This window comes from Pseudomonas sp. NBB (genome assembly GCF_032701105.1).
Lineage (GTDB): Bacteria > Pseudomonadota > Gammaproteobacteria > Pseudomonadales > Pseudomonadaceae > Aquipseudomonas > Aquipseudomonas asiatica.
This window is the reverse complement of record NZ_CP103994.1, coordinates 3,227,734-3,242,373: the sequence shown is the minus strand read 5'-3', so window position 1 is coordinate 3,242,373 and position 14,640 is coordinate 3,227,734. Positions and strand designations below refer to the sequence as shown.

The window sequence follows — 14,640 nt, the reverse complement described above, 5'->3', positions numbered from 1 at the left end:
TCAACAAATTTTCGGACGTTGCCTACAGGCCCTGTTGCAACACTGGGTCGTCCGGATTCTGCCGCTCCAGCTCGGCCAGCAGCACCTGCACGTTCTGCAACTGGCCGGTTTCCTTCCAGTACTTAATCAGCAACACCCGTGCCCGGCGATTGGCCGGCTGGCGGTTGAGCACGATTTCCAGTTGCTTTTGCGCGGCGTCGAGTTGTTCCAGTTCATGCAAGGTGACTGCCAGTGTATAGCGGTAGTCGGCGTTGTCCGGGTCCAGTTCGACGGCACGGGACAAGGCCAGCAGTGCGTATTCGCGCTGTTCGTGACGGTTAAGCCAGAGCCCCAGTTCGTACTGCAGAAAGGCCGAATCGGGGCTTAGCGCAAGGGCTTTGCCCAGTATCTGACGCGAGGCGTCGTGATAGCCCTGGCGCTCCAGCAGGCGTACCTGAGTCGCCAGTGCGTCGAGGTTGCCTGGCGCTACCGCCAGGGCTCGCTGCAGGGCGGTGTCGGCCAGGGTGTAGTCGTTTTCGTGCAGATAGAGGCGCGCCAGGTGGACTTGGGCGTCGGCGTCTTCGGGTTGTTGCTCGAGGGCCTGCTGGTATTGCTCCAGGGCGACCTGTAGCGGGCCGAAATAAAGGCCGATGTCATCCGGAGCAAGGCCGAGCAGGGCATCTACCGCGGCAAAGCGCACGCTTTGCTCGTCGTCGTCCAGCAGTGGGCCGAGTACCAGGCTGCGCTGCGCCGCCGGCAGCAGGCGGCGAATACCGGCAATGGCTGCACGGCGCACCTGCGGGTCGGCATGCTCGAGGTCCTGACGGGCGAGTTTCAATGCCTGGGGCGAAGGGTAGTTTGGCAGTTCGGCATACAAGGCGGCACGGCGAATGGGCGGCAGGTCGGTGCGCTGCAGTTGCTGGTACAGCACCCGTGCAGCGCCGGGTTGGCCCTCATGGGCCTGGCGCAGGGCCTTGGCGTAGCTGTGCGCAGGCAGGGTAGGCGGGGCTGGCGGAGCGTCGCGCCACAGGTAGCCGAACAGGGCCGATACCAGGATCAACAGCAGCAGGGCGATCAGGTAGCGGTTGCGTCTGTGCATCGGACGATCCGGGGCGGCGGGAAGGGCAGAGCTTGGGCTAGCCGGGTGGTAAATGCAACCAGGTCCCTGCACACACCCTCAATCAGCATAAAAAAGCCCCGCGGACCAAGGCCTGCGGGGCAAACGGTTGGGGGAGGGGCCAACCAAAGGAGTCGTTGAAGCGGGTGTATCAGCGCGCGCTGGCTACGGTCTCCGGTTGCCAGCCGCCGCCCAGGGCCTTGTAGATGGAGACGATGCCGCGGTACAACTCGACTTCACCCTGGGCCTGCGCATCTTCAGCGCTCAGCCGCTCACGCTCGGCATCGAGCAGCACCAGGTAGTCCACCGTACCCTCGCGATAACGAATCGAGGCCAGTTCCGCCGCCTTGCGGCTGGCGTCGCTCTGGCGCATCAGCGACAACAGCCGCTGCTGGGTCTTGTCGTAGTCGCTGAAGGCGTTGGCCGATTCTTCCAGGGCCAGCAATACCTGCTGTTCATAGTTGGCCAGTGCCCCTTCGGCATCGGCCTTGGCACCGCGCAGTCGGGCGCGCACGCTGCCCAGGTCGAAGGCGGCCCACGTTATGCTCGGGCCCAGCGCCCAGGCATTGGCTGCCGAGGAACCTATCTGCGAACCACGTGCAGCAGTAAAGCCGAGGAAGCCACTGAGGCTGACGCGCGGGAACAAGTCGGCCGTGGCCACGCCAACGTTGGCGGTGGCAGCCGCCAGCTGGCGTTCGGCGCTGCGGATGTCCGGGCGGCGGCGCAGCAGTTCCCCCGGGTCACCCACCGGTAGCGCCTTGGCGATGGCCGGCAGTGCCTTGGGCGACAGGTCGACGCTGAGCGCCTCGGGGCGCTGACCGAGCAGGGTGGCGATGCGATGCCGGGCCCGTGCCTGTTCCGCCTGCAGTTGCGGTACGGTGGCTTCAACCCCGGCCAGGCGCGCGTCGGCCCGCACCACATCAAGGTCGTTGCCCACGCCGGCATCGCGCAGGGTTTCGGTGATGGCCCGCGATTCCTGCTGGGTCTTGAGGTTGGCCAGGGCGATCTTCTCGCGCAACTGCGCGCCACGCAGCTGGCCGTAAGCATCCACCAGTTCGGCGATCAGGCTGACCTGCAGCTGCTGCAGGTCGGCCGCGGCTGCTGCTTCCTGGGCTTCGCTGGCTTCGATCTGGCGCTGGATGCGGCCGAACAGGTCAAGCTCCCAGGCCATGTCCAGGCCCAGGTCGTAGCGCTCACTGTTTACCCGCTGCGTGGTCTGGCCGGGGATCTGGCCCTTGCCGATGTCGCTGCTGGCGCGGCTGGTGACCACCGGAAACTGATCGTTCTCGGCGTCTTCACGGATCGAACGGGCCGACTTCAGGCGGGCGAAGGCCACGCGCAGGTCACGGTTGCCATCCAGCGAAGCCTGCACCAGCTGGTTCAGCACCGGGTCGTCGAACTGCTTCCACCACAGGCTTTCGAAACGGCTACGGTCGTAGGCCTTGGTCTGTATGTCGCTGGCCAGCTGCGCGGGCTCGGTGGCTGGCGCCTGGTAGTCCGGGCCTACTGCACAGGCCGACAAGGCGAGCGCCAGCAAGCTCGGGGTCAAGGGTTTGAGCAGGTTCATGCATGGCTCTCCAGCGATTGGGCGCGTTCGGCCTTGCGGGCCTGGCGACGCTCGACGAAACGGCGAATCAGGAAGAAGAACACCGGGGTCAGGAACAGGCCGAACACGGTAACCCCGATCATTCCCGAGAACACCGCCACGCCCATGGCATGGCGCATTTCAGAACCGGCACCGGAGCTGAACACCAGTGGAACCACACCCATGATGAAAGCGATCGAGGTCATCAGGATCGGCCGCAGGCGCAGGCGGCAGGCTTCCAGTACCGCAGCCAGCGGGTCGAGCCCCTTGGCCTGTTCGTCCTTGGCGAACTCGACGATCAGGATCGCGTTCTTGCACGCCAGGCCCACCAGTACGATCAGACCGATCTGGGTGAAGATGTTGTTGTCACCCCCCGACACGATCACCCCGGTGATGGCCGACAACAGGGTCATAGGCACGATCAGGATCACTGCCAGCGGCAGGCTCCAGCTTTCGTACTGGGCGGCAAGCACCAGGAAGGCCAGCAGCACGCACAGCGGGAACACGAACAGCGCGGTATTGCCCGAAAGGATCTGCTGGTAGGTCAGGTCGGTCCACTCGAAGGTCATGCCGTTGGGCAGTTCCTCCTTCAGCAGCTTCTCGATGGCAGCTTCGGCCTGGCCGGAGCTGTAGCCCGGTGCCGCGGCGCCGTTGATCTCGGCGGTGATGAAACCGTTGTAGTGCATCACCCGGTCAGGCCCGGAGGTGTCGCTGACCTTGAGGAAGGTCGCCAGCGGGATCATCTCGCCGAGGTTGTTGCGCACCTTCAGCTGGCCGATCTGCTCGGCATCGAGGCGGAACTGCTGCTCGGCCTGGACGTTGACCTGATAGGTACGGCCAAAGCGGTTGAAGTCGTTGGTGTACAGCGAGCCCAGGTAGACCTGCAGGGTGTCGAAGATGTCGGTGATCGCCACGCCGTGGGTCTTGGCCTTTTCCCGGTCGATGGCGGCATCGACCTGGGGCACGTTGACCTGGTAGCTGGTGAAAAGGCCCGCCAGTTCCGGCACGTTGTGGCTCTTGGCGATGATGTTCTGGGTTTCCTTGTACAGCGCCTCGTAGCCCAGGTTGCCACGGTCTTCGATCTGCAGACGGAAGCCGCCGATGGTGCCCAGGCCTTGTACCGGCGGTGGCGGGAAGATCGCGATGTAGGCGTCCTGGATGTCGGCGAACTGGGCATTCAGTGCAGCCGCGATGGCCGCCGCCGACTGGCTCGGGTCCTTGCGCTCGTCGAACGGCTTGAGCGGGGTGAACACGATGCCGCTGTTCGGGCTGTTGGTGAAACCGTTGATCGACAGGCCAGGGAAGGCTACCGAGTCGGCCACGCCAGGCTGCTTCAGGGCGATTTCGCTCATGCGCTTGATCACCGCTTCGGTGCGGTCGAGGCTGGCCGCGTCAGGCAGCTGGGCGAACGCCACCAGGTACTGCTTGTCCTGGGCCGGCACGAAACCGGTCGGGGTGGACGAGAAGCCGAGGTAGGTCAGGCCCATCAGGCCGGCATACACGAACAGGGCGATGCCGCTGGAGCGGATGACCCGACGCACGCCGCCGACGTAGCGGTTGGAAGCGCGGTCGAAGAAGCGGTTGAACGGGGCGAACAGCCAGCTGCCCAGCAGTTTTTCCAGGAACCGCGAGAAACGGTCCTTGGGCGCATGGTGGTCCTTCAGCAGCACGGCTGCCAGGGCCGGCGACAGGGTCAGCGAGTTGAATGCCGAGATGACCGTGGAAATGGCGATGGTCAGAGCGAACTGCTTGTAGAACTGCCCGGTCAGGCCGGAAATGAACGCAGCAGGTACGAACACCGCGCACAGCACCAGGGCGGTGGCGATGATCGGCCCGGTCACTTCGCCCATGGCCTTTTGCGTGGCTTCCAGCGGTTTCAGGCCCAGGCCGATGTTGCGCTCGACGTTCTCCACCACGACGATGGCATCGTCCACCACGATACCGATGGCCAGGACCAGGCCGAACAATGACAGCGCGTTGAGCGAGAAGCCGAACAGGTGCATCACGGCAAAGGTACCGATCAGCGATACCGGCACGGCCATCAGCGGGATGATCGAGGCACGCCAGGTCTGCAGGAACAGGATGACGACCAGCACCACCAGCACCAGCGCTTCGAACAGGGTGTGTACCACGGCTTCGATGGAACCACGGACGAACACGGTCGGGTCATAGACGATGCTGTAGTCCATGCCCTCGGGGAAGTCCTTCTTCAGCTCGGCCATCTTCGCCCGCACTTCGTCGGAGATCTCGATGGCGTTGGAGCCTGGGCGCTGGAAGATCGGAATGGCCACCGCCGGCTGGTTGTTCAGCAGCGAGCGCAGGGCGTACTGGCTGGAACCGAGTTCGACCCGGGCGATGTCCTTCAGGCGGGTGATTTCGCCATCGGCACCGGCGCGGATGATGATGTTCTCGAACTCTTCCTCATTCACCAGGCGACCCTGGGTGTTGATCGACAGCTGGAAGCTGGTCGAACCCGGGGCGGGTGGGGCGCCCAGCTGGCCGGCGGCCACCTGGCGGTTCTGCTCGCGGATCGCAGCCACCACATCACTGGCGGTGAGGTTGCGCGAAGCGGTCTTGTTCGGGTCCAGCCACACGCGCAGCGAGTAGTCGCCCATGCCGAACAGCTGCACATCGCCCACGCCGCCCAGGCGCGCCAGCTCATCCTTGATGTTGAGGATGGCGTAGTTGGACAGGTAGAGCATGTCGTAGCGGTTATCCGGCGAGGTCAGGTGCACGACCATGGTCAGGTCGGGCGAGGCCTTGTCGACCGTGATACCGATGCGGGTCACTTCCTCTGGCAGCTTGGGCTGGGTACGGGTGACGCGGTTCTGCACCTGCACCTGGGCGTTGTCCAGGTCGGTGCCCAGGGCGAAGGTGATGGTCAGCGTCAGCTTGCCGTCAGCGGTGGACTGGGAGGACATGTACAGCATGTTCTCCACGCCGGTAATCGCCTGCTCCAGTGGCGCGGCGACGGTTTCGCCGATGACCTTGGGGTTGGCGCCGGGGAAGTTGGCGCGCACCACCACGGTGGGCGGCACCACTTCGGGGTATTCGCTGATCGGCAGCTGGAACAGCGAGATCGAACCCGCGATCAGCAGCACCAGCGACAGCACCGCGGCGAAAATTGGCCGGGTAATGAAGAATTTCGAGAAGTTCATCGGTGTGGTCCCTTAACCGCGTGGCGCCTGGGCGCTGGCGACTTTCACGTTGTTGCCCGCCACCTTCGGCGCCGGGTTGCTGGCCTCCAGGGCCTGGCGCTGCTGGGCGAGGGCGGCGAGGGTCTGTTCGCTGGCCATCGGTGTCTCTTCCGGGGTGACCGGTGAGCCAGGGCGCACACGCTGCAGGCCCTTGACCACGATGCGGTCGTCCTTGCCCAGGCCGCTGCGCACGATGCGCAGGCCTTCCAGCTTCGGCCCCAGCTCCACGGCGCGGTAGGCGGCCTTGTTGTCCTTGTCCATGACCAGCACGAACTTCTTGCCAAGGTCGGTGCCCACGGCTTCGTCGTTGATCAGCACGGCCTGGTACTGGGCGCTGCCCACCAGCTTCAGGCGTGCATACAGGCCTGGGGTGAACTGGCCGTCGCTGTTGTCGAACACCGCACGGCCACGGATGGTGCCGGTGCGCGGGTTGACCTGGTTGTCGACGAAGTTCATCTGGCCCAGGTGCGGGTTGCCGGTTTCGTTGGTCAGGCCCAGGTACACCGGGGTGCTCTGGCCGCGCTGGCCTTCGCGGGCCAGCTGGGTGTACTTGAGGTACACGCGCTCGTCGGCGTCGAAGTAGGCGTAGACCTTGTCGGTGGAGACCACGCTGGTCAGCGGGGTGACATCGGCGGTGACGATGTTGCCGGCGGTGAACTGGGCGCGGCTGACACGGCCGCTGATGGGCGCGGTGACACGGGTGAAGCTGAGGTTCAGGCGTGCCAGGTCGAGCTGGGCCTGGATCGCGTCGACCCCGGCGCGGGCTTCGGCGGCGGCGCTGCTACGCGATTCGGCCAGTTCTGCGGAAATGGCGTTGCTGTCACGCAGGCGTTCGCCACGGCGGGCTTCGTTGGCGCTGCGAATGGCGGTGGCCTTGGCCTGCTGCAGTTGGGCTTCGAGGCGGCGGACCTCTGCCTGGAACGGGCGTGGATCGATCTGGAACAGCAGGTCGCCTTTCTTGACCTGGGCGCCTTCGGTGAAGGCTACCAGGTCGATCTGGCCGGAGACCCGTGGGCGTACCTCGACGGCTTCCGGCGCTTCGAGGCGGCCGGTGAACTCGTCCCATTCATTGATCGGTTGCTCGATCACCTTGGCCACGCTGACCTTCGGCGCGGTGGGAGCCTGCACTGCGTCTGGGGTTCGGCCACAAGCGCTGATCACCACCACTGCCAGGGCAGCGAGGGGGAAGCGCAAGGGTTTGAATGATTGTTCCATGGAGAACTCCGCCAATGTATTAGTAGTGGGCGGAGTGTGAGTGTCTTGCGCGTGAGGCACGAATCGAACGGGACGAAGGTTATTATCACGATGAATGATATGAGCAGATCATTCATCGATTGCAGACATGGCCAGCTCGGTCGTGGGCTTTCATCCTGGGTCAGAGATTTCAGTGAATGCTCGAGGCCAGTTCGAAGATCGGCATGTACATCAGGATCACGATCAGGCCGATCAGCAGGCCGATGAAGGTCATCAGCAGCGGTTCGAACAGCTTGACGAACCATTCCACCCAGCGGCCGATTTCCTGGTCATGGAAGTCGGCGCAGCGCTCCAGCATTTCGCCCAGGTTGCCGGACTGCTCGCCGGCGCGCAGCAGGCGCAACGACACCGGCGTCACCAGTTGCCCGGCCTCCAACGCATCGGACAGGGGCAACCCTTCGGCGACCCGCTGGCTGGCGTGCTCCAGGCCCTCGGCCGCCGCGCTGCCGAGCAGGCCGCGGGCCATGCCCATGGCGGTGAGGATGGGGATACCGCCTTGCAGCAGGATGCCCAATGAGCGATAGAAGCGCGCCAGTTCGTACATCATCAGGCGTTGGTGAAGTGCCGGCAGGCGCCGCAGCTGGCAGGCTGCCCAGCGCCGTACCCATGGCTGGCGGCGCAGCAGCCACAGCGCAGTGGCCGCACCGAGGGCGCCCAATGCCAGCGGTAGTTGCTGGGCATGCAGGAATAGCCCGATCTGCATCAGCAGCCGAGACAGCCAGGGCAACTCGGTGCCCATGCCCTCGAACACCTGGCTGAAACGCGGCACCACGTAGCCAAGCAGGAACAGCACCACGCCACCGCCCACCAGCAATAGCAGCATCGGGTAGACCGAGGCACCCACCAGCTTCTGCCGGACCAGGTCCAGGCGCTGGCGGTAGCTTATGTAGCGGGCGAGGGCGTCGCCGAGCGCGCCGGTACGCTCGCTGGACTGTACCAGCGCCACGTATAGCGGCGGGAACACCCGTGGCTGCTGGCCCAGGGCCTGGGACAGCGAGCGGCCTTCGTACAGTTGGCGGACCAGTTCGGCGAGCACTTTGCGCGCTGCGGCTGCGGGGGCCTTTTCCGCCAGGCTTTCCAGCGCGTCGATCAGCGGCAGGCCGGCGTTGAGCAGGGTCGAGAGTTCCTGGCTGAACAGCACCAGGTCAAAGCTTGCTTCGCGGCGCCAGGCCATGCCGCGCAAGGCGCCGCCGTGGCCATGCAGGCTGAGCACGCGCAAGCCCTGGTCCTCGACCTGGCGGCGGGCCTGGTCGGCGTCCTCGGCGTCGATCTGCAACTGCACCACACCCTGCCTGCCCAGGGCCTTGAGGCTGTAGCGCATGGCCGTTCTCCCTACTGCCAACTGGTGATTTCGGCGTTTTCCCCGTCGCCACCGGGCTGCCCGTCCTTGCCCATCGACAGCAGGTCGTACTCGCCGCCGTTCTCGCCGGGTTGCCGGTAGATGTATGCGCGGCCCCACGGGTCTTGCGGCACGGCCTTCTGCAGGTACGGGCCGGTCCAGCGCGCTTCGCCATTGGGGGCGACCACCAGGGCCTGCAGGCCCTGCTCACTGCTGGGGTAGTGGCCGACTTCCAGGCGGTACAGGTCCAGGGCCTTGCTCAGCCCCTCTATCTGCGCCCGCGCCACCTTGGCTTCGGAGCGGCCGAGCTGGCTGAAGTACTTGGGCGCGACGATACCGGCCAACAGGCCGAGCACCACCAGCACCACCAAAAGTTCGAGCAGGGTGAAGCCACGTTGAGGGTTGGTTCTGCGCTGCATGGTGAAGCCCTCCGCTGCATGGGGACAAGCTTTTGCTGGCTCCATGCAACAGCCGTGCACGCCTGCGCTGGCGCCTTGCACCATGCGGCACGCGAAGCGGCACAGTGCTTGCGTCGTGGTCATCGACACCGGGTTTTCCGGGGTATATCCCCCAACATCGGGGGAGACCACGAAGAGGCGACCGACATGCGTGGACTCATTCTCGGTTTGATCTGGCTGGTGGCAGGTGCTGCCCAGGCCGATGTGTACATTTCCATCGACGCCAAAGGCAGCTACATACTGACCAACGTCCATCGACCCGGGCGCCTCTATGAAACGGTGATCAGCGAGCCGAAGGCCCAGGCCGGCCCGGCCAACGCGCAGCTCATCACCGGCCGCCCCTACGCCAAGCTGGTCGCCGCCGCGGCGCGCACCCACGACGTACCCCCGGCGTTGCTGCATGCGGTGATCAAGGCCGAGTCCGGTTACAACCCCAAGGCGCGTTCGCCAGCGGGCGCGGTGGGGCTGATGCAATTGATGCCGGATACTGCCCGCGAGATGGGCGTGGAAAACCGCCTGGACCCGGAAGACAACGTGCAGGGAGGGGCCCGCTACCTCAAGCGCATGCTCAATTTGTTCGACAATGACATCACCCTGGCCGTGGCGGCCTACAACGCCGGCCCGGACGCGGTGCTGCGCCGTGGTGCGGTACCGCCGTTTGCCGAGACCCGGCGCTATGTACCGAATGTGCTGCGGGAGTACCGCCGCTTGCAGGGGTTGACGGGTGATTAGCCCCTGTAGCCCCTTTCAACGCTGGTGCGACCCCTGTGGGAGCGGCTTTAGCCGCGAAGAATCCAACGCGGTGCATGGCACCGGCTGCGCCGGTGTTCGCGGCTAAAGCCGCTCCCACAGGGGCCGTGTGAGCATCTGGATTTTTGCAAGGCAGGTGCGTTCAATACGGGAAACAAGACAATACCCTTCGGCGGATGCCACCAAGCTGACCCGATGGTTTCCCCAACTCTGGGCTATAACCTTCTGAAGGTGCTCAGTTGTGGAGTCCGCCATGGACATCGCCCCTTGTTCCGACGTTATTGAAGTACCCGCCGGTAACGAACTGGCCACCCGACGCAAGCCGTTCAATCTGCTGCGCTGGTACGCCTGGGTCAGCCTGGCCATCATCCTCTCGGTAGCGGTCGGGCTGGGGTTGATTTCCAGCCGCTTCATCGTCGACGAGAGCATCGAGCGCGATGCCTTGCTCACCGCGCAGTTCATCACCTCCATCGCCGATGCCGAAGTGCGCCATGTGTCGATCCCTAATGTGCGCACCATGGGTGAACTGCTTGACCCGCGCATCGACCGCGCCAACCTGCTCGATGTCGACCCGGACGCCCGGCGCAGGGCGCGTGGCGAGTTCCTGGACCACATTGCGCACCTGCCCGACATGCTGCTGGCCAACATCTATGCCCCGGACCGTACGGTGATCTGGTCCAGCAACCCGGCCCTGGTCGGCAAGCTGATAGAAGGCGATGAGGACCTGGAGCAGGCTTTCGAGTACAAGATGCGAGTCTCGGCCAGCTACCACAACTTCGAACAGGCCCGCGTCGAGCAGAAGTTCGTCATCCCACCCGAGCAGTTGTTCATCGAAAACTATATTCCGCTGTTCGATGCCGATGGCGAGCAGGTCACGGCGATGGTCGAGATCTACAAGGAGCCCCATGACCTGATCGTGCGCATCGAGCATGGGCTGATCCTGATCTGGCTGGCGATCACCATCGGTGCCGCGCTGGTCTACGTAGGCCTGTACGGCATCATGCACCGCGCCGCGCGCCTGCTGGCGGTGCAGCAGAAGCGGCTGATCAGCAACGAAACCTACGTGGCGCTGGGCGAGGTGTCCTCGGCGGTGGCCCATAGCCTGCGCAACCCGCTGGCCAGCATCCGTTCCAGTGCCGAGTTGGCCCAGGCGTTCGACGATGGCCCGGCGCAGCGCAACGTCAACGACATCATCAGCCAGGTCGACCGCATGTCGCAGTGGATCCGCCAGATGTTGCAGTCCTTGCGCCCGCTCAACGATGAGGCCGTGGCGGTGGATTTGCCGCTGGCATTGCAGGAAAGCCTGCAGACCTACGCAGTGCCGCTGGCGCGCGGCGGAGTGAGCCTTGACCTGCAACCGATACCGGCAGTGCAGGTGCTGGGGCATCCGGTGTTACTGCGGCAGATCTTCAGCAGCCTGATCGCCAATGCCCTGGAGTCGATGGAGCAGGGTGGGCGGTTGCGTGTCGAGGTGGTGCGCCATGACCGGCGTAACCTGACCCTGCGCCTGTCCGACAACGGCAAAGGCATGACCGAACAGCAGCAGCGCATGGCCTTCCGGCCGTTCTTCACCACCAAGCAGGGTGGGTTGGGCGTGGGTCTGGTGTTGGTGAAACGCATCATGGAACGCTTCGGGGGCAGTGTCCGCCTCAGCAGCAGTGAAGGCCATGGCACCCGGGTTTCGCTGAGTTTCCGGCTGGTCAATGGCTCCTGACTTACATTAATAAATGCTCGTATCTAATTGTTTATAAAGGATTTAATGTTTTTTGGGTGAAAACCCCCAAATGTGGGGGATAGCCCTCCAAGTTAATTTAAGATGTGTCTTCAACCTATTGATAATCAAAGATAATTTGAATTGGCATGTTGGCTGGCTGGGTTCTTGCAATGTGACAGGCAGAGCGCAACACACGACAAATGGCGGCTGCGGCTGCACGGGTGGAGTGCTATCAATTGGCTACTATTTGTCGCCTTGATGCATTTCTGAATGGACGCCCTGGGCGGGAAGCACGCGATGCAGATGCTGGATAAAGAAGTTCCTGACAAGGCCAGTACTACCGCCAACGGTGTGGCCGTGCCATTGCGCGAATTCAACCTGCTGCGCTGGTTTTCGGTCATAAGCCTGCTGATCATCGCCTCGGTGGCGGGCGGGCTGGGTTATGTGTCGACGCGTTTCGTGGTGCGCGACAGCGTCGAGCGCGATGCCATGCTCACCGCCCAGTTCATCCAGGCCATGGCCCAGGCCGAAGTACGTCATTCGCAGTTGCCGCCGGGCACCACCATGGGCGAGTTGCTTGACCCGCGCCTGGACCAGCAGCACTTGCAGTTCACCCCGGAGCTGGCCGAATCGACCCGGGTCGAGTTCCTCGACCATGTGGAGCACCTGCCGGACACCTTGCTGGCCAACGTCTATGCCCGCGACCGCACCATTGTCTGGTCGACCAACCGGGAGCTGATCGGCAAGCGAATCGAGGCCGATGGTGACCTGGACCGCGCCTTCCGCTCGCGCAAGACGGTATCGGCCAGCTACCACCAGGCCGAGGATGACCGCGAAGAGCAGAAGTTCCAGCGTGAACCGCGCTTCCTGTTCATCGAGAACTACATCCCGCTGTTCGACAGCCAGGGCGAACAGGTGCTGGCCATGGTGGAAATCTACAAGGAGCCGCAGGACCTGGTGTTACGCATCCAGCGCGGTTATGTGCTGATCTGGGCTTCTACCCTGGTGGGCGGGGCGCTGGTCTACTTCGGCCTGTTCTGGATCGTGCGCCGCGCCGCGCAGCTGCTGCACCTGCAGCAGGACCGGCTGGTGGCCAGTGAAACCTATGTGGCCCTGGGCGAGATGTCTTCGGCCGTGGCGCATAGCTTGCGCAACCCGCTGGCCAACATTCGCTCCAGCGCCGAACTGGCTCAGGAAATCGCCAACCCCGCGGCGCAGAAGAACATCACCGACATCATCAGCCAGGTCGACCGCATGTCGCGCTGGGTGCGTGACCTGCTGGTGTCGCTGCGCCCGACCAGTGACGATGCCGAGGCCGTGGACCTGGTGACGGCCATCGAGGACACCCACCTGGCCTTCGCCCAGCAGATCGAACGCAACGGTGTGTACTTCTGCTACGAAGGCCCCCGGTCGCAATGGGTGGCCAGCCAGCCGCTACAGCTCACGCAGATTCTCAACACCCTGTTCTCCAATGCCCTGGAAGCCATGCCTGAAGGTGGCATGCTGTGCGCCCAGGTCAATGTGCAGGATGGGCAGCGTGCCGAGTTCGTCCTTAGCGATACCGGCAAGGGCATGAGCCAACAGCAGGAACGGATGGTGTTCAAGCCGTTCTACACCACCAAGCAGGGCGGCCTGGGTGTAGGCCTGGCCCTGGTCAAACGCATCATGGAGCGTTTTGGCGGCTCGGTCAGCCTGAGCAGCCGTGAAGAGGAAGGAACCCGCGTCAGCCTCACATTCAATATCGCAGCGGGAGGGGACCATGGAGCAAAGCATCCTGGTAGTCGAGGATGATGAAATTCTCGCCGACAATATTCGCACCTACCTCGGCCTCAAGGGCTTCGAGGTCACCGTGTGCCACAGCGCGGAGCTGGCGCTGGAGCAGATAAAACGGGGCCAGCCCGATGCGGTGCTGACCGACAACTCGCTGCCGGGCATGAGCGGGCACGACCTGCTGCGTACCTTGGTGGCGCAGGTGCCGGACCTGAAAGTCATCATGATGACCGGCTATGGCAACGTGGAAGATGCCGTGCAGGCAATGAAGGAGGGCGCCTTCCATTACCTGACCAAGCCCGTGGTGCTGGCCGAGCTCAAGCTGACCCTGGACAAGGCGCTGGCTGCCGAGCGCATGGAGCGCACGTTGTCGTTCTACCAGGAGCGCGAGGCGCAGAAGTCCGGGTTGCAGGCATTGATCGGTGAATCACCGGCGATGCTCACCCTCAAGCACACCCTGCGCCAAGTGCTGGATGCAGAACGGCGCATGGCCAGCGACGACCTGCCACCGGTGCTGATCGAAGGCGAGACCGGTACCGGCAAGGAGCTGGTGGCCCGCGCCCTGCATTTCGATGGTTCGCGCAGCAAGGGGCCGTTCATCGAGTTCAACTGCGCCTCGATCCCGGCCAACCTGCTGGAGGCCGAGCTGTTTGGCCACGAGAAGGGCGCCTTTACCGATGCCAAGGAGCGCAGGGTGGGCCTGGTGGAGGCTGCCGATGGGGGCACCTTGTTCCTCGACGAGATTGGCGAGATGGACCTGGTGCTCCAGGCCAAGCTGCTGAAGTTGCTGGAAGACCGCAGTATCCGCCGGATCGGCGCGGTGAAGGAGCGCAAGGTCGACCTGCGGGTGATCAGCGCTACCAACTGCAACCTGGAGCAGATGGTGCAGCAGGGCAAGTTCCGCCGCGACCTGTTCTTCCGCCTGCGTATCATTGCCCTGAAGGTACCGCGCCTGTATGCCCGCGGGCAGGACGTGCTGCTGCTGGCGCGGCATTTCCTGGCCCATCATGGCCGGCGTTATGGCAAGCCGAACCTGCGCTTTTCCGCCGAGGCGGAAAGCCTGATGCTCGGTTACAGCTGGCCAGGCAACGTGCGCGAACTGCGCAACATGCTGGAGCAGACCGTGCTGCTGGCGCCGAACGAGGTGGTGCAGGCGCACCAGCTCAACCTGTGCATGACCTTGATCGACGAGCCGCTGGTGCAGCAGGCGGCGCCTGCGGTGTTCGAAATGCCTCGGCACGAACCGGAGCCCGGCACCAGCCTGCCGGACATGGAGCGCGACCTGGTGTGCAAGACCCTGGACCGCACGGACTGGAACGTGACCAAGTCGGCACGCATGCTCGGGCTGTCGCGGGATATGCTGCGGTACCGGATCGAGAAGCTGGGGCTGACCAGGCCGGACAAGCGCCAGTGGTGAGCATCGGATAATGGGCCGTACAGGGGCCCCTGTGGGAGCGGCTTTGGCCGCGACCACCGG

10 protein-coding genes are annotated in these 14,640 nt (G+C 64.2%); 4 read left to right on the top strand and 6 right to left on the bottom strand.

Going from position 1 to position 14,640, the window contains the following annotated elements; all coding sequences use genetic code 11:
• Nucleotides 1–22 precede the first annotated feature (22 nt).
• The 6 genes from NY023_RS15235 to gspG all read right to left on the bottom strand — a co-directional run bounded on the left by NY023_RS15235 (nt 23) and on the right by gspG (nt 8,890).
• Entirely contained in the window at nt 23–1,078 is a 1,056-nt protein-coding gene (locus tag NY023_RS15235) for a tetratricopeptide repeat protein (protein WP_013972815.1), read from the bottom strand.
• A 169-nt stretch (nt 1,079–1,247) separates the two neighbouring features.
• Nucleotides 1,248–2,663 carry an efflux transporter outer membrane subunit gene (locus NY023_RS15230; RefSeq protein WP_013972814.1) on the bottom strand — a complete coding sequence of 472 codons (1,416 nt, stop codon included), beginning with the start codon at nt 2,661–2,663 and terminating at the stop codon, nt 1,248–1,250.
• Nucleotides 2,660–5,839, bottom strand: coding sequence for an efflux RND transporter permease subunit (locus NY023_RS15225; protein ID WP_013972813.1), 3,180 nt, complete (start codon nt 5,837–5,839; stop codon nt 2,660–2,662). Before NY023_RS15225 ends, NY023_RS15230 begins: the two co-directional genes overlap by 4 nt.
• Before the next feature lie 12 nt (nt 5,840–5,851).
• Nucleotides 5,852–7,093: a multidrug efflux RND transporter periplasmic adaptor subunit MexE gene (gene mexE / locus NY023_RS15220; RefSeq protein ID WP_013972812.1), complete on the bottom strand. Its 1,242-nt coding sequence runs from the start codon at nt 7,091–7,093 to the stop codon at nt 5,852–5,854.
• Nucleotides 7,094–7,262: 169 nt separating this feature from the next.
• On the bottom strand, nt 7,263–8,453 hold the full coding sequence (locus tag NY023_RS15215) for a type II secretion system F family protein (RefSeq protein WP_013972811.1): 1,191 nt from the start codon (nt 8,451–8,453) through the stop codon (nt 7,263–7,265).
• A gap of 11 nt (nt 8,454–8,464) precedes the next feature.
• Nucleotides 8,465–8,890, bottom strand: coding sequence for a type II secretion system major pseudopilin GspG (gene gspG / locus NY023_RS15210; RefSeq protein ID WP_003258264.1), 426 nt, complete (start codon nt 8,888–8,890; stop codon nt 8,465–8,467).
• A gap of 186 nt (nt 8,891–9,076) precedes the next feature.
• Between gspG and NY023_RS15205 the strand changes: the two genes are divergently transcribed.
• From NY023_RS15205 to NY023_RS15190, 4 genes are all read left to right on the top strand, one after another.
• Entirely contained in the window at nt 9,077–9,661 is a 585-nt protein-coding gene (locus NY023_RS15205) for a lytic transglycosylase domain-containing protein (protein ID WP_013972810.1), read from the top strand.
• Between the two features lie 271 nt (nt 9,662–9,932).
• The gene (locus NY023_RS15200) at nt 9,933–11,393 is read left to right on the top strand and encodes a sensor histidine kinase (RefSeq protein WP_013972809.1); all 1,461 of its coding nucleotides are present in this window, start codon (nt 9,933–9,935) and stop codon (nt 11,391–11,393) included.
• A gap of 297 nt (nt 11,394–11,690) precedes the next feature.
• The gene (locus NY023_RS15195; RefSeq protein ID WP_024087202.1) at nt 11,691–13,184 is read left to right on the top strand and encodes a sensor histidine kinase; all 1,494 of its coding nucleotides are present in this window, start codon (nt 11,691–11,693) and stop codon (nt 13,182–13,184) included.
• Complete coding sequence (locus tag NY023_RS15190; protein ID WP_013972807.1) at nt 13,153–14,580, top strand: sigma-54-dependent transcriptional regulator; 1,428 nt, start codon at nt 13,153–13,155, stop codon at nt 14,578–14,580. The genes NY023_RS15195 and NY023_RS15190 overlap by 32 nt, the downstream gene beginning before the upstream one ends.
• Nucleotides 14,581–14,640 lie beyond the last annotated feature (60 nt).

Excerpts from the sequence above, each read along its gene's own strand:
- NY023_RS15235 (WP_013972815.1), bottom strand. The coding sequence starts at position 1,078 with ATGCACAGACGCAACCGCTACCTGATCGCCCTGCTGCTGTTGATCCTG.
- NY023_RS15230 (WP_013972814.1), bottom strand. The coding sequence starts at position 2,663 with ATGAACCTGCTCAAACCCTTGACCCCGAGCTTGCTGGCGCTCGCCTTG.
- NY023_RS15225 (WP_013972813.1), bottom strand. The coding sequence starts at position 5,839 with ATGAACTTCTCGAAATTCTTCATTACCCGGCCAATTTTCGCCGCGGTG.
- mexE (WP_013972812.1), bottom strand. The coding sequence starts at position 7,093 with ATGGAACAATCATTCAAACCCTTGCGCTTCCCCCTCGCTGCCCTGGCA.
- NY023_RS15215 (WP_013972811.1), bottom strand. The coding sequence starts at position 8,453 with ATGCGCTACAGCCTCAAGGCCCTGGGCAGGCAGGGTGTGGTGCAGTTG.
- gspG (WP_003258264.1), bottom strand. The coding sequence starts at position 8,890 with ATGCAGCGCAGAACCAACCCTCAACGTGGCTTCACCCTGCTCGAACTT.
- NY023_RS15205 (WP_013972810.1), top strand. The coding sequence starts at position 9,077 with ATGCGTGGACTCATTCTCGGTTTGATCTGGCTGGTGGCAGGTGCTGCC.
- NY023_RS15200 (WP_013972809.1), top strand. The coding sequence starts at position 9,933 with ATGGACATCGCCCCTTGTTCCGACGTTATTGAAGTACCCGCCGGTAAC.
- NY023_RS15195 (WP_024087202.1), top strand. The coding sequence starts at position 11,691 with ATGCAGATGCTGGATAAAGAAGTTCCTGACAAGGCCAGTACTACCGCC.
- NY023_RS15190 (WP_013972807.1), top strand. The coding sequence starts at position 13,153 with ATGGAGCAAAGCATCCTGGTAGTCGAGGATGATGAAATTCTCGCCGAC.